Genomic DNA, 20,511 nt, shown 5'->3' with positions numbered 1-20,511 from the left:
TGGGAACGAGACCGTACGGGAGGCAGGAACTCATCGGCGGGAGGGGCTCGTGCGGTCGTCCGGCCCGACCGTGGAGTGCAAGATCCGGCCGGTGGCGCCGGCGTCCAGCGCGCGACGATCGGCATCCGCACCCCACGACCCGTCCGCGGGAGGGCCGAGGCTTTCAGTGCGCCGGGGCCGCGGGCCGCGCCCGAAGCCCAGGCGACAGCCGCGGAACTCCGGGCCGCCTCACACCCCGAGGAGCTGCGCCTCCACCGACGGATCGAGCCCCACTGCCGGACGGTCCTCTCGCAGCGGCGCACTGCCCCCGATCGACTGCATCCACGACCAGGTGTCGGCGACCGTCTCCACGGCCGGCCGGCAGGACAGACCGGTGTCCAACGCCTTCGTCACCTCCAGCCCGTACACCGCCCGGTGGAGCTCGGCGGCCTCCGTCTGCGGCACCCAGATCGGCAGACCGCTCCACGGCGCGACACCCGCCGCCAGGATCGGCGCCGGGTCCGTCCAGCGCAGCTCGGCCGTCGACCCCGTGACCCGGACGCACTCCGTCAACAACTCCTCCATCGTCGAATGCGCGGGCGGGCTCACCAGGTTGTACGCACCGCCCAGACCCGCCGCTGCCGCCGACAGGGTCCACTCCGCGAAGTCCCGCACATCGATGAACTGCAACGGAGTCTCCCGTGGACCGGGCGCAAGGACCGGACCTCCTCGGGCGATCCGCTCCAACCACCACGGCAGCCGCCCCACGTTCTCCCGCGGCCCCAACAGCAGACCCAGCCGGACCAGTAGCGTGCGGTCCGCGCCGAACGCGTCCAGCGCGGCCAACTCCCCGCCGCGCTTGGCCTGTTCGTACGGCACGTCCACCGCATCGGGCGTCGCGTCCACCAGCGGTGCCGACTCATCGCGGGCGGCCACCGGAGGCCAGGCGTACACCGAACAACTCGACACATAGACATAGCGCCCCACCCGGTCGGCCAACAACCGGGCCGAGTCCCGCACCACGGTGGGCGCGGCCGACCAGGTGTCGACCACCGCGTCCCAGGTGCCTTCGGCGAGGGCGGCCAAGCCGTTCGGTTCGGTCCGGTCGCCCAGCAGCTCCGTCACCCCGGGCGGAGCCTCGTGCCTGCCCCGGTGAAAGACCGTCACTTCCCAGCCACGTACCAGCGCCGCATCCACCACGGCCCGACCGGCGAACTCGGTACCACCCAAAATCAGAAGTCGCATGGGTCGACTGTGCACCTCTGTCCCCACGGTGAACAGGGATTCTGCTGCCAGAAGAGCGCCCCCGCCGCCCCCGCCTGCCTCTTCGCTGAGATCGGATCACTCCCACCTCTCCCGCACCCGCCCGGGGGATGGCAGCATGTGCGCACCATGACGGATGTCCGGTCGCCACTGCGCGCCCTGCGAGCCGCACTCTTCGCGGCGATCTGCAGCTCCTTGGCTGCGATGGGGCATTCGTTCACATCTGGTCATGACCTACCGCTCCTGGTGCTACTTCCGGCCGTTCCCGTGACCGCCGGCTGTGCCTGGCTCGCCGCCGGCCGACGCCGCGGCGCACTCTCCATCGGCCTCGGACTGCTCGCCATGCAAGGCGCGCTGCACCTGTTCTTCAGCCTCGCCCAGACCCATCGGGCGGCACCACCGACCAGCCACCACATGGCCTCGATGGACCACCTGGCCACCGCGGTGCCGGTCGAGGCCGGATCGCCTGGCCAGTCCTCGGCGACCATGCTCGCCGCACACCTGGCCGCAGCCGCCTTCTGCGCACTGTGGCTCGCCCACGGCGAATCCGCCTTCTTCCGGCTGACCCGCACCGCCACCGCGTTCGCCTTCACCCCGCTGCGGCTGCTGCTCGCCGTCGTGCCCCTGCCACAGCGCCCGCGGCCCGCACCGGTGCGGCGGGTACCCCTCATCCGCAGGCCGACCGTCCTCCTCGGCCACACCGTGGTGCGCCGTGGCCCGCCCGCCCTGTCGTCGTCTCGCGCCACGGCCCCTGGAGCAACCGTCTGACCTGGGGCCGATCCCCCATGTCACACCAACTCCCCAGGATGACCATGGCCATTGACGTCCCTGTCCAGGGCAGCACCGAGACCGAGCAGGAGACCGCAGCCAGCTCCTCCACCTGGAGTGCACTGCGACCCCTCGTTCTGCGCATCCACTTCTACGCCGGCCTGCTGGTGGCTCCACTGCTGCTGATAGCCGCCGCTAGCGGACTGCTGTACGCCCTTTCCTTCGAAGCCGAGAAGATCATCTACAGCCATGAGCTGGAGGCCCCGGTCGGCGACCGAGTCCTGCCGCTCGCCGACCAGGTCAAGGCGGCCCAGGCGGCACGTCCCGACGGCACGGTGACCGCCGTCTGGCCCAGCTCCGAGGACGGAGCCACCACCCGGGTCCTGATGAGCACCCCCAAGGTCGAGGTGGGCAAGTCCCTCGCCGTGTTCGTCGACCCCTACACCGCCGAGGTGCGCGGATCGCTCGCCTCCTACGGCAGCTCGGGGGCCCTACCGGTGCGCACCTGGATCGACGAGCTCCACCGTGATCTCCACCTCGGCGACCTCGGCCGCCACTACAGCGAACTGGCCGCCAGTTGGCTCTGGGTCGTCGCCCTCGGTGGGCTCCTGCTCTGGTTGGGGCGCCGCCGCCGCAACAAGCGCGCACTGCTCGTTCCGGAGCGCGGGGCCAAGGGCCGTCGCAGGACGCTCTCCTGGCACGGAACCATCGGCCTGTGGGCGACGATCGGCCTGGTCATGCTCTCCGCGACCGGACTGACCTGGTCCCGGTACGCGGGTGAGAACATCGGCGCGGTCCAGGACCAGTTGGGCGGCGCGACGCCCGCCGTCTCCGCGGAGATCACTCCGGGCGCCGGTGGCGGCGGGGACCATGATGGTCACGGCGCGGGCCACGGCGGTGAACACCACGGGGCGGACGTCGGCATCGACAAGGCGCTGGAGTCGGCACGAGCCGTGGGGATCGACGGCAAGATGACGATCGTGCTCCCCGGTGAGGGCACCGGCTACGTCATCAGGGAGACCGACGCCACCTTCCCCATCCACCTGGACTCCGTGGCCGTGGACCCGGCCGACGGCAAGGTCATCGACGACCTGCGGTTCGCCGACTATCCGGTCCTCGCCCAGCTGACGCGCTTCGGCATCGACGCGCACATGGGCGTCTTCCTCGGCCTCGCCAACCAGTTGGCCCTGGCCCTGCTGATGGTGGCGGTCATCCTGCTCACCTTCTGGGGCTACCGGATGTGGTGGCTGCGCCGCCCCACCAAGGACCACAAGCTCGGCGTCGGTCGGCCGATCCCGCGCGGCACCTGGCGCCGGGTGCCGCTCGTCGTCCTGCTGCCGCTGATCGCGGTCACCGCACTCGTCGGATGGTTCGTCCCCCTGCTGGGGATCACCCTGGTCGCCTTCCTGGTGCTGGATCTGGCGGTCGGATGGGCACAGAAGCTCCGCGCCCCCGCCTCCACAGGATGAGACCCAGGTGACACCGATGGGTCGATGTCACGAGCAGCTCTCGTGACATCGACCCATCGGCTTTCGACATGTGCAGAAGGTCCCGGCCCTGGTCGTCCCGTGGGCCTGGTCCTTCGGCTCAGGGCGCGTACTTGTACCCCACCCGGCGCACGGTCTTGATGGTGCGTCGGTGCTCCACGCCCAACTTGCGCCGCAACCGGGCGACATGGACGTCGACGGTCCGCCCGTCGCCGACGTGTCCGTAGCCCCAGACCGTGGTCACCAGCTGATCGCGGGTGTGGACCCGATGGGGGTAGGTCACCAGATGGGCGAGGAGCTCGAACTCCAGGTATGTCAGATCCAGTGCCTTCCCGGCGACCAGGGCGACCCGCTCCACCGGGTCGATCCGTACCGGGCCCGACTCGGTGACGGCCGCCTCGTTCGCGGTCGACGGATACGGAGGCGGGGGTGATGACGGCGCCAGCGCTGTGTGCAGCGGAACCTGCTGGTCAGCCGGGACGAGGACGAGATAGCCGACCATCGGCGGATGGCCGGGCAGGCTGGGCACGCTGTGCTGTGGTGCCGGCAGCCAGGTGGCGCCGGGCGGCAGGTAGTCCGCCACATTGCGCAGACCGCCGATGGCACCCGCGGGTACCACCTCATCGCGGTCGACGGCGCGCAGTCGATGACGGGCGGGGTTCAGTGCACCGGTAGCGGCGGCAGCAGTCGCGGAGCCGGCCGGTACGGAGGAGAAGGATCGAGGGTTCGCCATGAGAGGTCAGCTCTCTTTCGCGCGGAGGATTCGTCGAGCCGTGTGGGACGGGACGTACGTCATGCGCGCTGGCCGAAGGCCGGGGGAACGGCTTTAGAGGGCCCGCGCGTTCACCGCGCGGCAACACACCCGGTCAAAGTCATGATCCTGCCGGGACGGCCAGAAGGGCTCAAGGTCGCTGCGACCCATCGCGAGGTTCTCAAGGCTGGCCATGGCCCTCATTGAATCAGATGAACACGATGCGAACGAGGGTCCCTCTCACGGATCGAGACGCGAGTCTCATCACATTAAATCGGCCCTGATTGCAGGGGTGGTACGGGAATTTCCGTACCATCGGTGCCTTCGCGGCCCCGGCCGGAGCGGGCTTCTGGCCACGGCTTAGGGACGCCGTGCGGGCGTTGGGCACACTCTGCCGAGCGGTTCCGCAGGTCCGCTCAGCCTTTCTGCGGACCGTTCGGTGCACCCCGCTCGGCACTGCCCATGGCAGCGGCGCGGGGCAGCGTGCGGATCGCCGGGATCGCGAACAGTGCCACGCAGCCCACCAGGCAGGCGCCGGCCGACACCAGGAGCAGCCGGTCGGGGGAGGCCAGCGCGATGGCCGGGCCTGCCAGCATCTGGCCGAGCGCGATGCCGGACACCGAGCCGGCCAACTCGTACGCGGAGACCCGGTTGAGCACCGCGGGCGGAGTGTGGGTCTGCACGCTAGTCGCCCACATCACCGACCAGAACGCCATGGTGGCGCCGCCGAGCACATGGCCCGCCAGGAGCAAGGGAAGGTCGGCGCCCAGCGCCACGCAGAGCGGGAGCACGGTGTACAGGGCCATCGCCGCCGTGCCTGCGGCCAGTGGCCTGGCCGGGCGCAGCCGTAGCGCCAACAGACCGCCGAGCACGGCTCCGAGGCCGAGGAAGGAGATCGCCAGACCGTAGGCGTTGGGGCCGAGGCGGGTGCCGACCAGGGCCGAACTGAGCGGTACCAGCGGGCCGAAGACCAGCACGCCGTAGCCCACCCAGATCAGGATCACCGCCCACATCCAGGTACGTGCGCGGAACTCCTGCCAGCCCTGGCGCAGATCACGGCGGAGCGCATGGCCGGTGCGGGCAGAGGTGTCGGTGCGGGTGCGGGCGTGGGCGTGGGTGGCGGTGTCGGCGTGGGCGGGACTGTCGGTCGGGCCGTTCTGGAGCGTGTCGGCGCGGGAGCCCTTGGGCGTGCCGGCCGGGGCGAGCCGGATCAGCACCAGGCACAGGGCGCTGAGCGCGAAGGTGCCGGCGTCGATCGCGTACACGGTCCCGGCGTTGGTCAGCGCGATCAGGAGTCCGGCGAAGGCCGGGCCGAGCAGATGGGCGAGCGCGTCGGCGACCTTGAGCGTGGCGTTGGCCCGCTGCGGTTCGCTGGCGACCAGCGGAACCATCCCGTTCGCCCCCGGCAGGAACATCGCGACACCCGCACCGGCCAGGGCCGCCATGGTCACCAACAGCCAGAACGGCGGCGGACCGGCGAAGAACGCGACTGCCAGCACCCCTTGGGTGAGCACCCGGACGAGGTCGGCGATGACCATCATCCGCCGGGCGCCGAACCGGTCGGCGAACACCCCGCCGAACAGCACCAGGAGGACGAACGTCCCGGTCCAGGTGCCGAGGACGAAGCCGACGCCGGAGATCCCGTACAGCGCTCCCACCGCGAGTGCGGCGGCCACCGGCATCATCGCGTCGCCGAACAACGAGATCGTGCGGGCGGTGAAGAAGAGGGCGAATCGGCGGTCCCACAACGGGGGACGGGCCGACGCCAGGCCGGTCGGCGGATCGGCCAGCGGGTCGGTTCGAGCGGTCTCGGGGTGCGTCGGTGCGGTGGTCACAGCTCAGATACTGGTTTGGTCCCATCGATGGTCCCAGTGTCCTGAACGACATGATGAGGTACTTTCACGCCATGACGCTTCGTGCACTGCCGGAGCCCCCGGCGCTCCATCGGGTGGTGGCCCTGTTGCAGCCCCCACAGTCGACCTTCCTGCTGGCCTGTGCGGCTGAGGTGTTCGCCGACCACGGCCCGGCGATACCCGCCCGCTACACGTTCGAGGTCTGCACCGAGCAGCCGGGCCTGCTGCGCACCCAGTCCGGCTACGACATGCTGGTCACGCAGGGGCTGGACACGGTGGAACGGGCGGACACCGTGCTCATCCCCGGCTGGCAGCAGGCGCCCGGAGTCGAGATCCCGCCCGAGGTGATCGCGGCGGTCCGACAGGCGCACCGGCGCGGCGCTCGGATCGTCGGCCTCTGCTCGGGCGCCTTCGTGCTCGCCGCCGCCGGGCTGTTGGACGGTCGGCGGGCCGCGACCCACTGGGCCAGGGCCGCGGAGTTGGACGCCCGGTTCCATCGGGTCCAGGTCGACCCCGCGGTGCTGTACGTGGACCACGGCGACGTCGCCACCAGCGCCGGATCGGCCGCCGCCGTGGACGTCTGCCTCCATCTGGTCAGGGCCGACCAGGGCTCCGCGTACGCGCTGCGCATCGCCCGGCAGATGGTGATGCCGCCGCACCGCGAGGGCTGCCAGTTGCAGTACGCCGAACTGCCCACATCCGGACCGGTCGCCGACTCGCTGGCACCGCTGCTGGAGTGGTTGGCCGGCCGGCTTGACCAGCCCGTCAGCGTTGCCGAGATGGCGGCCAGGTCCCAGGTCTCCGCCCGCACACTGACCCGGCGCTTCACCGAACAGTTGGGCATCAGCCCCGGACGCTGGTTGCTGGACCGGCGAATCGCCGCCACCCGGGCGCTGCTGGAGGAGACCGACCTGCCGGTGGAGAGCATCGCTCGCCGGGTCGGCCTTTCCTCGGCCGTCAATCTGCGCCGGCGTTTCCACGAGGCCCTGCGCACCACACCCGCCGCATATCGGCGCGCCTTCCGTCTGGACAAGGCTGGCTAGCGGGCCCGCTTCGGATCAGACCTGTCCGGCCTTCTCCAGTGCGGTGCAGCAGGTGTCCACCATCAGCCGCGTCACCAGGTACGGGTCCACGTTGGCGTTCGGTCGGCGGTCCTCGATGTAGCCCTTGCCGTCCTTCTCCACTTGCCAGGGAATGCGGACGGACGCACCCCGGTCGGACACGCCGTAGCTGTACTCGTTCCAGGGCGCGGTCTCGTGCAGACCGGTGAGCCGGTCGTCGATGCCAGCCCCGTAGTTCTTGACGTGGTCGAGCGGCTTGGAGCCCTCGCCCAGCGACTCACAGGCGGTGATGATCGCCGGGTATCCGCCGTCCTCGCGCATCGCCCGGGTGGAGAAGTTGGTGTGTGCGCCCGCGCCGTTCCAATCGCCCCGTACGGGCTTGGGCGCCAGGGTCGCCGCGACGTTGAAGTCCTCGGCCGTGCGGTAGAGCAGCCAGCGGGCGATCCACAGCTGGTCCGCGACGACGACCGGGTTCAGCGGGCCGACCTGGAACTCCCACTGTCCCGGCATCACCTCGGCGTTGATCCCCGAGATGCCGAGGCCCGCGGTGAGGCAGTTCTCCAGGTGGGCTTCGACCACGTCACGGCCGTGGATCTCGTCCACGCCGACGCCGCAGTAGTAGCCGCCCTGCGGGGCGGGGAAGCCGCCGACGGGGAAGCCGAGCGGACGGTCGCCCTGGAAGAACGTGTACTCCTGCTCGATGCCGAAGATCGGCTCCTGCGCGGCGAACCGCTCCGCCGTCTCCACCAGCTCCGCCCGAGTGTTGGAGCGGTGCGGGCTCAGATCCGTGTTCAGCACCTCGCACAGCACCAGTACGTCATCTCCGCCGCGGATCGGGTCCGGACAGGTGTAGACGGGCTTCAGCACACAGTCCGACGAGCTGCCCTCGGCCTGGTTGGTGCTGGAGCCGTCGAAGCCCCACAGGGGCAGCTCAGCGCCGGTGGCCAGGATCCTCGTCTTGGAGCGGAGCTTGGCAGTGGGCTCGGTGCCGTCGATCCAGATGTACTCAGCCTTGAAGGTCACGGGTCCCGTCCTTTGCTGGTGCTGCTGTATGCCCCGAAGCTTCGCAAAGGGCGATTTCCCGACCATTGCCCGAAGATGAACCCCGTGTTACGTATGTGGCCGCCGGGTTACCTGAGGTGTTACGTAGGTAACCCGGCGTTGACCCCCATCCGCTATCGGGCGCTCGCGCGCTCCGCCCCGTGCTTCAGCAGCGAACCGAAACCGGCATCCTCGACACGCCTCACCAACTGCGTCCGGCTGACCCCCATGGCCTCCGCCGTCCGGTCCAGGTGCCAATCGTGATCGTGCAGCCGGTCGAGCAGGTGCCCGCGTCTGATCTGCGCGTCCGACAGCCGGAAGGTCTTCAGATAGGCGACCCGGCCCCGGTGGTCGCAGATCGCCTCCCCGATGTGCTGCTCGGGCTCGCTCCGCGAGAAGGACGGCAGGAACCGCCACAGGGCGAAGCGATCCATCCGATACACCCGATCGAAGCGGTACGAGGGGCCCAGCAGCCGCGCGGACATCAGCGCGTCATGGCCCTGTACCCAATTCCTCTCCTGCCCCCGCGCGGCCAGCCGGAGATCGGCCAGGGTCCGGATGTGACGCTCCCCGCCGATCCGCACCTCGAAGTCCGGCACATCGCCCGAGAAGTGTGCGTACTGGTACACCAGCTCGCCGTAGAGGTCCTCGATCAGCGAGGGGTGCAGAGCGCGGTAGTCGTCCGGATGCGGCACGACGAAGGCGGCAGCCAGGGAATCCGCCGTGTACACCAGCACACCGCACTGACCGGGATGGATCTCGAAGATCCGCAGCGCCTGTCCGAGCCCCGGCACCTGCCAACCCGCGTACGCCGCCTCGGCCCGTGGCGAGAGCCCCTGCCGTACCGCCTGCTGGGACCACTCGTCCCAGACCACGGACGGCCCGCCGAAGTGCAGCGCCAGATACCCCTCCAACGCCAGGTGCAGGGGGAGGAACCGCAGCCGCTGCTCGCTGACGCCCTTGCTCCGTCGACGCTTGGCCAGCCGGTGGTGCATCCGCACGGGAACGCAGTCCGCCCCGCCGTCCGCCGACGGCGCCAACCGGCTGCCGTAAGCCGCCTGCTGGCCCCCGTCTCCCGACCAGTCCGCGATGAACCCGTGCGGGACGTACGACAGATAGTGGGCCCGCGGACCCACCTGCACCTCGCCGATGGCCCGGTCGTAGATCTCGTGGTGCAGCCGCAGCCCGGGCACCGGCTCCGTACGCACCAGGGGCACGAGCCGAACACCGCCCCAGACCTGCGACGGCATCACCGTCAACCCGGTCAGATCCAGTCCGTTCACCGCTCGTCCCCTCCCCGTCCGGTCAAGAAGGCGTCCGCTCGGCGGTCGAGGTACGCCAGCAGTTCCGGCAGACCCGTACGACCCTCGGCGAACTGTGCGATCTCCACCAGCGCCGCGAGGTCCTCCGCGTCCCGCACGCCGGCCGTCGGCACACTCGGCGCCAACCGGCGCACATCGAAGGCGTCCGCGTCGTACACCGGATTCAGATGGACGACGCTGGTGCGGCGCTCCCCGTCGAGCCGGGTGCGCCAGATCCGCAGCACTTCGCCCGCCAGCCCCGGTGGCGCGTTGTCCCAGCCGTCGGAGACGATCACCAAGCGATCGGGTGAGTCCTCCAGGGCGTCCAACACCCGGGTGCCGAGCGGACTCGGACCCCAGGGGCGCACCAACAGTGCATCGCTGCCACCCGAGAGCCAGTGCGCACGATAGGAACCGGCCAATGCCTCCAACAGGAAGTGCGCGCCCAGGGCGACGGCGAGCGGTCGACGCCGCTTCACCCCCGACCCCGATGACGAGTAGCTGTCGTCCAGCACGGCCGAGACCCGCCCCCAACCGCCCGCGTGCGGTCCGGCGACCCGGGCCGCCGCAGCCCGAAGGGCGCCCGTCAACTCCGTCCGCCGAGCGTGGCGCTCCTGCCGTGACAGCGACAGGACGAAGAGGGCAAGCCGGGTGAGCGGCATCGCGGTCAGGTCCGTGGGCATCCCGGTCGAGCGCTGGGTGCGCAACCGCTCCAGCCGGGTCATCCGCGGCGCGATCCGTTCCAGGAAGAGCGCACGCGGCACCCCGTGCTTCGCCGCGAACCCCTCGGCGACCGTGAACGGCAGTTCGTAGATCGCCCCCTGCTCGTAGCGCGCCCGACGGTAGGCGTCGAGGCGCGCATCCGCGTAGCGGGCGGTCTTGCCGGGGCGGAACAGGAAGTTTCCCAGTTCACTGCCGAGAGGCTGATGGGCGTGGCGGGCCACCGTCTTCAGTCCGCTGCGGTACTTCACCGCGTCATGGCCCAGATCCGGGCGGGCGGCCAGCCAGTCCCGCTGGATCGCCCGGGTACGGCGATTGTTGACCCCGGCGGTGCGGAGCGCCCGGAAGACCCGGTAGACGCGCTGCGGCGGCAGGGCAGCCAACCGGGCGGCGATCAGACGCCCCTCGCTCCGCTTCTGTGCGGAGGTGGCCTCGTCCGCGGTGCGCAGCAGATCGACGACGATGCGCGCCGCGTTGTGGTCGTTGATGTCGAGGGCCAGCACCGCCGCGTAGAGGGGGCGGTAGTTGATCCGTACGTACTCGTGCAGGAACGCCAGGGACAACCGTTGTTCACCCGCCCCGGAGTGGAACTCCCGCTGTCCGGTGGAGGTGACCGCGGCGTTCACAAAGAGGAGCACGTCCTCGGCGGCGATCAGATCGGCGACGGTCCCCGCGGTCCCTGCCATGCGTCTTCCCCTGCTCCCGTGGCGGTGCGTCCGGCCCCGCTGCGGGCGACACCCATCCGCGCGAGCCGTCTCCGCGGTGGTCGGACGGGCCCGGCGGCCCGGCGGGAGGTTCGATGCGGACGAAGTTCCGAGCAGCGGAAACCGGCCGGGGAATGAGGGCGTGATCAGCGAAATCACTGCTTCATAGGCAAGTCCCGGAAGTCACACCGGAGTCCCGCGGCCGGCTCGTTGAACCTACAACACCTCATCCACAGGGCTCTACGGGAATTCGAACCGGCGGGCACACTGAGGCCATGACTGATCACGAGCCCGCGCGGAAACCGCGCTTTGGACTGCTGGGTGCCGGCCCCTGGGCCGAGCGCACCCAGGCACCCGCCCTCGCCTCCCACCGGGGCATCGAGTTCGCGGGCGTCTGGGCGCGGCGCCCCGAGGCCGCTGCCGAGCTCGCCGCCGCGCACGGCACCCGGGCCTTCAGCGGCGATTTTGGAGCCGCGGAGTTGTTCGCCGACTGCGACGCGGTCGCCTTCGCCCTGCCACCGGACATTCAGGCGTCGTGGGCGGTGCGCGCCGCGGAAGCGGGCTGCCATCTACTGCTCGACAAACCGGTCGCGACGACGGTGGCGGGTGCCCGCGCGGTCGCCGAAGCGGCCGAGCGCGCCAAAGTGGCATCCGTGGTCTTCTGCACCCTGCGGTTCGCGGCACAGACCCGGCCGTGGATCGAGCAGCAGGCCGCGGTCGGCGGCTGGTTCACCGCCCAGGCCCAGTGGCTCGGTTCGCTGTACGCCGCGGACGGTGCGCCCGCCGAGGCCGGTGGCTATGCCGCGTCCCGCTGGCGCCGGGAGAAGGGCGGCCTCTGGGATGTCGGGCCGCATGTCCTGTCCGTGTTGATACCGGTACTCGGGGACGTCACCGATGTGACGGCCGCCCGGGGCCCCCTGGACACGGTCCATCTGGTGCTGCGCCATGCGTCAGGTGCGTCGAGCACGGTCACGGTGGGCCTCAGCGCACCGCCGAAGGCAGCGGCGGTGGGCGTCGAACTTATGGGGGATCAGGGGCGGGTACAGCTGCCGCAGTGGTCCGATGCGATCGCCTCCTTCGGGAGCGCGATCGACGGACTGCTGGAGGCTTCGCGCACGGGGCACGCGCACGACTGCGATGTGCGCTGGGGAATGCGTCTGACGCAGATCCTGGCCGAAGCGGAGTCCCAGTTGGGTTGAGCGGATGCTCAACCGCGGCCGATGGCGTCCCGTACGGCTTCGTCGGTGCGGGCCACCACGGCCGTGCCGTCGTCCGCCGTGATGATCGGGCGCTGGATGAGCCGCGGGTGGCTGGCGAGCGCCGCGATCCAACGGTCGCGCGACTCGTCCGTGCGCGGCCAACCGGCCAGCTCCAGGGCTTTGGCCTCGGGTTCCTGGGTGCGGGTGATGTCCCAGGGGGCGAGTCCCAGCCGTTCCAGGACCGTGCGGATCTCGTCCTCGCTCGGTACGTCCTCCAGATAGCGGCGCACGGTGTACTGGGCGCCCTCCTCGTCGAGGAGGCCGAGGGCGCTGCGGCACTTCGAACAGGCGGGATTGATCCAGATCTCCATGGGAGGCACCGTACCCGCCGAAGCCGTACGGCCAAGTGCCCAAAAGGGTGCCCCAACAGGGCGCCCAGCAGAACACTCGCCACGGCGCTCGACGGCGCGTTCAAATCACCGTCAGATGCCGTCTGAGCAGGGACGATTGTCAGTGCCCGGCAGTAGAATGGAGGTAGTTCGGGATGGTCCCGCCAGCACGTCTGGAGGTTGCCGATGACCGTGGTCAAGCTGATGAGAAAGCCGTCGCAGACCGACTCGGGCACCGAGCCCGCGGCGAAGCAAATCCCCCTGAAGAAGCCGCTGCCAGCCGGGCAGCCGCGCGATTGGTACGTGACGCACAACCGCCGGTTGAAGGCGATGCGCCTCGCCATAGCCCTGCTCGACTCCGGCGTCTACCACCCGGCCACCGCTGACAACCGCAGGATCCGGGCGATGGCAGACCAGGTCGGCATCCACCCCCCGTCGGACACCACCTGCCGCATGGTGCGTGCGCTGATCCGCTACGGGCGCTGAGCCCTGTGACGCCCGCCGCTCTCGACCGGACGGCGGGCGTCCTCGTACGCGCTTCGGCGCAATGTCCCTCCGCATAGGGTCCAGAACCCGCAAAACCGGGCATCCTGATGCCAATCGGTTTGCGCCACACCTTGGGGGACTCGTATGTGGCATCCGCACCGCACCCTTCGCAGAGCTCTGCACCGACTACTCCACCGGGCTGCACCGAGCACGCAGCACCCGGACCACGCCCGTTCGTCCCACGGCCCGGGCGCCAGGGCGAGCGGCCAGCCGGCGTCCGCCGACTCGCGCCCGATCCGGCGCGCCCGGAGGCAGCCTTCGCACACGGTCGCGGTGTTCTCCGCGGCCGGCGCGCTGGGCGCCACGGCCGTCCTGGCCTTCGCGCCGCCCGCCGCCGCCGAACCGGCCACACCGGTCGCCTACGCAGCGGGGGCGGGCTCGACCCGCTTCGCCGGGCTCGCCTTCGACACCTGTACCGCACCACCCCTCGCCGCCATGCGCGCCTGGACCGCCTCGCCCTATCGCGCGGTCGGCGTGTACTTCGGCGGGGTCAACCGCACCTGCGCCCAACCGGAACTCACCCCGTCGTGGGTCGCGTCCGTCGGCGCGCTGAAGTGGCGTCTGCTGCCGATCTACAAGGGTCTGCAACCACCGTGCGGGGCCAGGCCGATCGACGCCAAGATCAGCCTCGTCCCCGCCACCGCCCGATCGCAGGGCATTGCAGCCGCCACCGACGCCATCGCCAAGGCGAAGGCCCTCGGCATGCAGCCGGGCAGTGCGTTCTACAACGACATCGAGCACTACTCCCAGACCGATACCGCCTGCCGGACCGCGGTGCTCACCTATGTCTCCGCGTGGACCAAGGAGTTGCACCGGCTCGGCTATGTGTCCGGGGTCTATATGAACCTCAACCTGGGGGCGAAGCAACTCTCCGACGTCTACACCTCCACGGCCTACGCACGTCCCGACGCGCTCTGGATCGCACGGTACGACGAGGTCGACTCGCTCAAGGGATGGACCAACATCCCCGACTCCAGATGGGCCGTGCACCAGCGGGCGAAGCAGTTCCGCGGCAGCCACAACGAGACCCACGGCGGCACCACCATCTGGATCGACAGCAACCGTCTCGACACACCGGTGGCAACCCTCGCCTATCCGTACAAGGTCACCAGCACCACCACCCTGAACGCCCGTACCGGCCCCTCGTCGACGTACGCGGTCAGCCGCTCGCACGCCCCGGGAGCCGCGCTGAAAGTGCTGTGCCAGACACCGGGACAGTCCGTCGGCGGCTCAGCCGTGTGGAACAAGCTCGCCGACGGCTCCTACGTCAGCGACCGGTACGTGAGCACGCCTTCGGCGACCGGCTACAGCGCTCCGCTGCCCCGCTGTCTCTACCCGTACCAGGTCACCGCGGCCGGCGGCCTCTCGGAACGCACGGGTCCGGGCGCTTCCTACGCCGTCCGGGCGACCCTTCCGCACGGCGCGCTGGCCTGGGTGTACTGCCAGCGATCCGGGTCGACGGTCGGCACCACCAAGATCTGGAACCGTCTGGAGAACGGCCGGTACGTGTCCGACTACTACGTGGCCAACCCGAGCAACACCACGTACAGCAAACCGATCCCCCGCTGCTGAACCAGCAGGGACGGCAGGCCGGACCAAGCCGCCAGCCGTCAGCCGTCCTCTTCGCGAACGGCGATCGCCGAGACGAGGTCGCCGACGGACAGTGAACCCTGCCGTACGACCGCGGCCTTCATCCCGAAGCTGACCTTGTTGTCGTACTGCGGTTCCCGCCGATAGGTGGCGAGGGTGCGGATGGGCTCGGGACCCGAACGTGCTCCGGTGCGCTGGTCCACCATCGGGACGGCGCACCGGGTCGCCCGTACCGCGTACGCCAGTCCCACGGTCCCGATGTCGAGGCGGCGCAGCGTGTCCTCGGCGTGTGCGTCACTGCACCCGTCGAGGACGATGTTCGGCCGGAAGCGGTCCATGGGCACGGGTGCCGCGCCCCGCGCGGTGATGAGCGCATTGAGATGGTCCAACGATGCCTGGGAGACCACCAGGACGGCATGGGCGTCCGCGAACCCGACCTTGCCGGGGGTCTCGCCCCAGCCGTCCCGGTCGAAGTCGTCCGGTACGCGCACGAGTCGGGACGCGGCCCCCAACGCCTTGGAGAACCACGCGGCGGCGTCTTCCCCCTGGTCCACGCCCTCACCGATGGGCCGGCCGAACATGCTCACCGCTCGGCGTCGACCCTCCGGCGCGACCTGGAGCACCAGCTCGTCCACATCCGGTGCCGAGAGGCGAAGTGTGCTGCCGTCATCGGTGATCGTCGGCCGGATCGCAGCCATGGCGGGCAGGGTGCGCTGGCTCCTGAAGGTGCCGTCCGCCGCGTCGACGACCATGAATGTGCGGTCGTGCGCCAGGCCGATCGTCGTCACGGACGCCGATGCGGTGTCCGTGCCCGCACAGCCCTTGACGGGGTAGAACGTGAGCCGCTGCACGGACAGGTTCCCGGGTCCGGTCATGGCTGTGCCACCGCTGCGAGAGCCGTGTGCAGCCGTTCCTTCGCCGCTGGCCATTCCTCCGCCAGCAGCGAGAAGTACACCGTGTCCCGCCAGGTACCGTCATGGCGCCGCCGATGGCGACGAAGCACCCCTTCACGCCGTGCCCCGAGCCGGGCGATCGCTGTCTGGGAGCGCTCGTTGCGGTGGTCGGTCTTCAACTGGACGCGGCCCATGCCGAGCTCCTCGAAGGCGTGCGTCAGCAGCAGGAGCTTGGCTTCGGAGTTGACCGCGGTGCGCCAGTGCTCGCGTCCGTACCAGGTCCAACCGATCTCCAGCCGTTCATCGTCGACCTCGATGTCCAAGTAGGTGGACCAGCCGATCGCCCGACCGGTCGTCAGGAGGATCACGGCGAACGGAACGGTGGCACCGCGCTCCGCCTCGTCGAGCACTTCGCGCAGCGTGACGCCGAGGTCCTCCTGACGGGTGGGCGTGGGACCGCCCTGCCAGCGCCAGATCTCCTCGTCGCCGCCACCCGCGACGAAGAGGTCGGGGAGGTGCGCCATGGTGAGGGGTTCGAGACGGATGTGCCGACCGGTGAGGGTGATCGGTGACGGTGTCTTCGCGGGCATACCCGGACGGTAGCCGGTCTCTGCACTAGCTGCAAACTATCATTGTACTAGTGTGAAATTCAGTGGGAGATCTCGTCGATCAGCTCCCGTGCTCCCTGCCGCAGCAGAGCCACCGCCACCGACGTTCCGAGTGTGGCCGGATCGAGTGGGCCGGCCCACTCATGGGCGTTCAAGACCCGCTTGCCATCAGGGGTGAAGACCTTCGCACGCAGGGACAGGTCACCGCTGCGCTCCGAGCGTGCGAAGCCGGCGATGGGGGAGTTGCAGTGCCCTTGGAGCACATGGAGGAACATCCGCTCCGCGGTGGCCTCGCGATGGGCGGCCGGATCGCCGAGCCCGCTCACGGCGTCAATGGTCGTGGCGTCGTCCTCCCTGCACTGTAGGGCCAGGATGCCCGCGCCGATCGGCGGACACATGGCCTCCACGGACAGCACCTCGCTGATCACGTCCATACGCTCGATGCGCTCCAGCCCCGACACGGCGAGCAGTAGGGCATCAGCCTCCCCGGCGGCGAGCTTCTCCAGCCGACGGTTGGCGTTCCCTCGCATCGGTACGCACTCCAACTGCGGGTGGGAGGCGGCGAGTTGCGCAACCCGCCGCACCGACGAGGTTCCGATCCGCGTACCTCCAGGGAGCTCGTCGAGACGCAGCCCGCCGGGATGGACGAGTGCATCCCTGATGTCGTCGCGACTGAGGAAGGCGGCGAAGGTGGTCCCGGCCGGGAGCGGTCGGTCGGCGGGCACGTCCTTCACACAGTGCACGGCGAGATCGGCCTCCCCGGCGATCAGTGCGGCGTCCACCTCCTTGGTGAACGCGCCCTTGCCGCCCAACCGGGCGAGATCCCCCATCCAGCGGTCACCCGAGGTGGTGACGGGTACGACCTCGGTCCGAATTCCGGGGTGCAGCGCCTCCAACTCCGCCTGTACGCGGGCGACTTGGGCCAGGGCCATGGGGGAGGAGCGGGAGACGATGCGAATCAGCTCAGGGGCAGACATGCGGAACACCATAGGGCGTCCCGCTAGAGCACTGATTCACTCCGAGGCACCCGCGCCCACAACGGCCGCCCACCGCTCAGGCCCCGTGCCGGTCCCGGCGCGCCGGTGTCCAGGCCAGGCCCCGACCGCCGTACTCCTCGCTGGGATCGGCGCCTTCGAGAATGAACCTCCGGGGCCGCGTCCGATCGGGCGAACGGGCACCGTCCCGGTACTCCGGCCCGAAAGGTCCGGGTCCAGACGAACGTTCACCATCGCGCGGTGATCTCCCGCCATCGTGCATCCGGGGGACCGGAACCCCGCCGTGTGTGTGTCGGCCAGACCCTCGGCGCCCCCCGCCCCACAGTGAGTATCCACATCCACCAGCGCACCAGGGGCGTACTCACATGCCACACGCAAACCGGGGGATCGGCCGCCGCGACATGCTGCTGCTGGCAGGGGGCGCCGCTGCGGTGGCGACCGTCACCGACGGCAATAGGGCACACGCCTCGGCCGGGAGCGACAGCCCCGTGCCGCACGCTCGCCCCGCCGGTGACGCCCGCGGCGCGCGCATCGACGTCCACCACCACTACACCGCACCCAGTTGGGTGGCCTGGGCCGAGGGCAAGGGCCTGGTGGAATCTGCCCAATTGCCCTGGTGGACACGGTGGAACCTGGCCGACACGCTCGCCCTGATGGACGACGCCGGCATCGCGACCAGTGTGCTCAGCCTGGCCATGCCCGTCCGTAGATTCACCGGCGCGGCCCAGTTGCAGGAGAGCGTGACCATCGCCTTCGAAGCGGTCACGGAACTGACGGACAGTTACCCCGACCGCTTCGCGTTCTTCGCGCCCGTCTTCACCGATGACCTGGAGAGCTCACGGCGCTCCTTCACCCGGGGCCTCGACGACCTCGGCGCAATCGGCGTCCAGACCAGGGCGAGCACCAACGGCGTCTACCTCGGCGACCCGTCGCACTCCACCCTGCTCGCCGAACTCAACGAGCGCTCCGCGGTGATCAACACCCATCCCCTGGAACTGCCCGGCTCGGACCCCACCCGCCCGGCCGTCCCCGGCGTGCCGAGCTTCCTCTGTGACTTCCCGCTGGACACGACCCGCGCGGCGATCAATCTGATCCTCAACGGAACGCTGGACCGCTTCCCCAACCTGTCCTTCATCTTGCCGCACGGCGGAGGCTTCCTGCCCTACATCGCCACCCGCGCGGAAGCCTTCGCCGGCTTCCTCACCCCACCCGTCGACCCGTCCCGGGTGCGCGACTACCTCCACCGCTTCTACTACGACACGGCCGCCCCGCTGGGGCCGTCCTCGGTCGCCACCCTGCTCACGGTCACCGACCCCAGCCGCCTCCTGTACGGCAGCGACTGGCCCGCCAGCCCGGCCGCGACCATCACCGACGTCGCCCTCCCCGCCCTGGACGACGACCCCACGCTCACCACCCGCCAGCGTCGCCACATCAACCGCGACAACGCGGTGCGCCTGCTGCCGGCACTCGACCGCAGGTCGACGGCAACCCGCTGAACCACTCCCACCGTCCCCACAACTCGCTGACGGCCCTCGTGGAGCGCGTCAGCGACGGCTCCTTCCGCCCTCGTCGTCATCGGGCGGAAGGAGCCCACTACAGAACACCGAAGTGCCCACGGACTCCCGGCAACGCACAAGGCCGTCGACCGTGCCTCCCATCGAAGGGAAGGACACAGCCGACGGCCCAGGAGAAGACGACCTGAGGGGCGACCCCGAAGGGCGCGTTCCTAGATGTCGAAGTAGAGCTCAAACTCGTGCGGGTGCGGGCGCAGCTGGATCGGGGCGATCTCGTTGGTGCGCTTGTAGTCGATCCACGTCTCGATCAGGTCGGACGTGAACACACCGCCGGCCTGGAGGTACTCGTTGTCCGCCTCCAGCGCCTCAAGGACGGCCGGCAGCGACGTCGGGACCTGGGGGACGCCCGCGTGCTCCTCGGGGGCGAGCTCGTAGAGGTCCTTGTCGATCGGCTCCGCGGGCTCGATCTTGTTCTTGACGCCGTCGAGGCCGGCGAGCAGCAGCGCCGAGAACGCCAGGTACGGGTTGGACGACGGGTCCGGGGCGCGGAACTCGACGCGCTTGGCCTTCGGGTTCGACCCCGTGATCGGGATGCGCATGGCGGCCGAGCGGTTGCGCTGCGAGTACACCAGGTTGACCGGGGCCTCGAAGCCGGGCACCAGACGGTGGTAGGAGTTCACCGTGGGGTTGGTGAACGCCAGCAGCGACGGGGCGTGCTTGAGGATGCCGCCGATGTAGTAGCGCGCGGTGTCCGACAGGCCCGCGTAACCCTGCTCGTCGTAGAACAGCGGGACGCCGCCCTGCCAGAGCGACTGGTGGACGTGCATGCCCGAGCCGTTGTCACCGAAGATCGGCTTCGGCATGAAGGTCGCGGTCTTGCCGTTGCGCCAGGCGACGTTCTTCACGATGTACTTGAAGAGCATCAGGTCGTCCGCCGCAGCCAGCAGCGTGTTGAACTTGTAGTTGATCTCGGCCTGACCGGCCGTGCCCACCTCGTGGTGCTGACGCTCGACCTGAAGGCCCTGGCGGTCCAGCTCAAGCGAGATCTCGGCGCGCAGGTCGGCGAAGTGGTCCACCGGCGGGGCGGGGAAGTAGCCGCCCTTGTAGCGGACCTTGTAGCCGCGGTTGTCCTCGACGGCACCCGTGTTCCAGGCGCCGGCCTCGGAGTCGATGTGGTAGAAGCCCTCGTTGGCGGAGGTGTTGAAGCGCACCGAGTCGAAGACGTAGAACTCGGCCTCGGGGCCGAAGTACGCGGTGTCCGCGATCCCGGTGGAGGCCAGGTACGCCTCCGCCTTCTTGGCGATGTTGCGGGGGTCACGGCTGTACTGCTCGCCCGTGATCGGGTCGTGGATAAAGAAGTTGATGTTGACCGTCTTGTCGCGACGGAAGGGGTCCAGCCGCGCAGTCGACAGATCGGCGCGCAGCGCCATGTCGGACTCGTGGATCGCCTGGAAGCCGCGGATCGAGGAGCCGTCGAAGGCCAGTTCCTCGGTCGGGTCGAACACCGCCGCCGGGATCGTGAAGTGCTGCATCACTCCTGGCAGGTCACAGAACCGGACATCGATGAACTTGACGTCCTCGTCGGCGATGTACTTCTTCGCGTCGTCGGCGTTCTGGAACATCCAACTCCTCCTACTCCCGGCCCGGGAGGGCGGGGGTTGCAACTCGGTCGTGAGGCCAGTGCGGTGGCACACGCAAGACCCGACCATAGGTAGACGGGATTTCTCCAGCGTGACCCGTTTGTTTCGCACAAGTTAACCGGACGGCGGTCGGAGTGCTCCGGTCCGCTCGATGCGCCAGGGGCGCGGCGACTCGATGTGTGGTGCACCACAGGACCGTACGGACCGGA

General features: G+C 69.8%; 18 protein-coding genes. 7 read left to right on the top strand and 11 right to left on the bottom strand.

The window, feature by feature from the left end:
• Window positions 1-228: 228 nt before the first annotated feature.
• Window positions 229-1,224, bottom strand: coding sequence for an NAD-dependent epimerase/dehydratase family protein (locus OID54_RS11450; protein WP_329017770.1), 996 nt, complete (start codon window positions 1,222-1,224; stop codon window positions 229-231).
• 147 nt (window positions 1,225-1,371) lie between these two features.
• Between OID54_RS11450 and OID54_RS11445 the strand changes: the two genes are divergently transcribed.
• The gene (locus tag OID54_RS11445; protein WP_329017768.1) at window positions 1,372-2,010 is read left to right on the top strand and encodes a hypothetical protein; all 639 of its coding nucleotides are present in this window, start codon (window positions 1,372-1,374) and stop codon (window positions 2,008-2,010) included.
• A gap of 44 nt (window positions 2,011-2,054) precedes the next feature.
• Window positions 2,055-3,479 carry a PepSY-associated TM helix domain-containing protein gene (locus OID54_RS11440; protein ID WP_329017766.1) on the top strand — a complete coding sequence of 475 codons (1,425 nt, stop codon included), beginning with the start codon at window positions 2,055-2,057 and terminating at the stop codon, window positions 3,477-3,479.
• Between the two features lie 118 nt (window positions 3,480-3,597).
• Here the strand turns inward: OID54_RS11440 and OID54_RS11435 are convergent, their stop codons facing one another.
• Window positions 3,598-4,230 carry a winged helix-turn-helix domain-containing protein gene (locus OID54_RS11435; protein ID WP_329017764.1) on the bottom strand — a complete coding sequence of 211 codons (633 nt, stop codon included), beginning with the start codon at window positions 4,228-4,230 and terminating at the stop codon, window positions 3,598-3,600.
• Between the two features lie 434 nt (window positions 4,231-4,664).
• The gene (locus OID54_RS11430; protein ID WP_329017761.1) at window positions 4,665-6,083 is read right to left on the bottom strand and encodes an MFS transporter; all 1,419 of its coding nucleotides are present in this window, start codon (window positions 6,081-6,083) and stop codon (window positions 4,665-4,667) included.
• 71 nt (window positions 6,084-6,154) lie between these two features.
• Here OID54_RS11430 and OID54_RS11425 point away from each other — a divergent pair, with 71 nt between their 5' ends.
• A complete protein-coding gene (locus OID54_RS11425; protein ID WP_329017759.1) occupies window positions 6,155-7,144 on the top strand; it encodes a GlxA family transcriptional regulator in 990 nt (329 codons plus the stop codon).
• Between the two features lie 15 nt (window positions 7,145-7,159).
• Here the strand turns inward: OID54_RS11425 and glnII are convergent, their stop codons facing one another.
• The 3 genes from glnII to OID54_RS11410 all read right to left on the bottom strand — a co-directional run bounded on the left by glnII (window position 7,160) and on the right by OID54_RS11410 (window position 10,910).
• Window positions 7,160-8,185, bottom strand: a complete 1,026-nt coding sequence (glnII, locus tag OID54_RS11420) for a glutamine synthetase (protein WP_329017756.1) — start codon at window positions 8,183-8,185, stop codon at window positions 7,160-7,162.
• 152 nt (window positions 8,186-8,337) lie between these two features.
• The gene (locus OID54_RS11415) at window positions 8,338-9,486 is read right to left on the bottom strand and encodes an ARPP-2 domain-containing protein (RefSeq protein WP_329017754.1); all 1,149 of its coding nucleotides are present in this window, start codon (window positions 9,484-9,486) and stop codon (window positions 8,338-8,340) included.
• Complete coding sequence (locus tag OID54_RS11410; protein WP_329017752.1) at window positions 9,483-10,910, bottom strand: hypothetical protein; 1,428 nt, start codon at window positions 10,908-10,910, stop codon at window positions 9,483-9,485. The genes OID54_RS11415 and OID54_RS11410 overlap by 4 nt, the downstream gene beginning before the upstream one ends.
• Window positions 10,911-11,203: 293 nt before the next feature.
• On the opposite strand from OID54_RS11410, the gene OID54_RS11405 reads away from it, so the two are divergent.
• On the top strand, window positions 11,204-12,127 hold the full coding sequence (locus OID54_RS11405) for a Gfo/Idh/MocA family protein (protein ID WP_329017750.1): 924 nt from the start codon (window positions 11,204-11,206) through the stop codon (window positions 12,125-12,127).
• Window positions 12,128-12,135: 8 nt separating this feature from the next.
• Here the strand turns inward: OID54_RS11405 and OID54_RS11400 are convergent, their stop codons facing one another.
• On the bottom strand, window positions 12,136-12,498 hold the full coding sequence (locus OID54_RS11400) for an arsenate reductase family protein (protein WP_329017747.1): 363 nt from the start codon (window positions 12,496-12,498) through the stop codon (window positions 12,136-12,138).
• A 222-nt stretch (window positions 12,499-12,720) separates the two neighbouring features.
• Here OID54_RS11400 and OID54_RS11395 point away from each other — a divergent pair, with 222 nt between their 5' ends.
• Window positions 12,721-13,002: a hypothetical protein gene (locus OID54_RS11395; RefSeq protein WP_329027426.1), complete on the top strand. Its 282-nt coding sequence runs from the start codon at window positions 12,721-12,723 to the stop codon at window positions 13,000-13,002.
• A 333-nt stretch (window positions 13,003-13,335) separates the two neighbouring features.
• Window positions 13,336-14,634 carry a glycoside hydrolase domain-containing protein gene (locus OID54_RS11390; protein WP_329017744.1) on the top strand — a complete coding sequence of 433 codons (1,299 nt, stop codon included), beginning with the start codon at window positions 13,336-13,338 and terminating at the stop codon, window positions 14,632-14,634.
• Window positions 14,635-14,672: 38 nt separating this feature from the next.
• On the opposite strand, the gene OID54_RS11385 is transcribed toward OID54_RS11390, so the two are convergent.
• The 3 genes from OID54_RS11385 to hemC are packed head-to-tail and all read right to left on the bottom strand — an operon-like array spanning window position 14,673 to window position 17,130.
• Window positions 14,673-15,527, bottom strand: coding sequence for an MOSC domain-containing protein (locus OID54_RS11385; RefSeq protein ID WP_329017741.1), 855 nt, complete (start codon window positions 15,525-15,527; stop codon window positions 14,673-14,675).
• Window positions 15,524-16,135, bottom strand: coding sequence for a GNAT family N-acetyltransferase (locus OID54_RS11380; protein ID WP_329017740.1), 612 nt, complete (start codon window positions 16,133-16,135; stop codon window positions 15,524-15,526). Before OID54_RS11380 ends, OID54_RS11385 begins: the two co-directional genes overlap by 4 nt.
• 59 nt (window positions 16,136-16,194) lie before the next feature.
• A complete protein-coding gene (hemC, locus tag OID54_RS11375) occupies window positions 16,195-17,130 on the bottom strand; it encodes a hydroxymethylbilane synthase (RefSeq protein WP_329017737.1) in 936 nt (311 codons plus the stop codon).
• A gap of 383 nt (window positions 17,131-17,513) precedes the next feature.
• Here hemC and OID54_RS11370 point away from each other — a divergent pair, with 383 nt between their 5' ends.
• Entirely contained in the window at window positions 17,514-18,644 is a 1,131-nt protein-coding gene (locus tag OID54_RS11370) for an amidohydrolase family protein (protein WP_329017735.1), read from the top strand.
• A 230-nt stretch (window positions 18,645-18,874) separates the two neighbouring features.
• Here the strand turns inward: OID54_RS11370 and glnA are convergent, their stop codons facing one another.
• Window positions 18,875-20,284 carry a type I glutamate--ammonia ligase gene (gene glnA / locus OID54_RS11365; protein WP_329017732.1) on the bottom strand — a complete coding sequence of 470 codons (1,410 nt, stop codon included), beginning with the start codon at window positions 20,282-20,284 and terminating at the stop codon, window positions 18,875-18,877.
• Window positions 20,285-20,511: the final 227 nt, after the last annotated feature.

The sequence above is a fragment of the Streptomyces sp. NBC_00690 genome (assembly GCF_036226685.1).
Taxonomy (GTDB): Bacteria; Actinomycetota; Actinomycetes; order Streptomycetales; family Streptomycetaceae; genus Streptomyces.
Note: the sequence above shows the minus strand (reverse complement) of the source record. Positions and strands in the feature narration are given on the sequence as shown.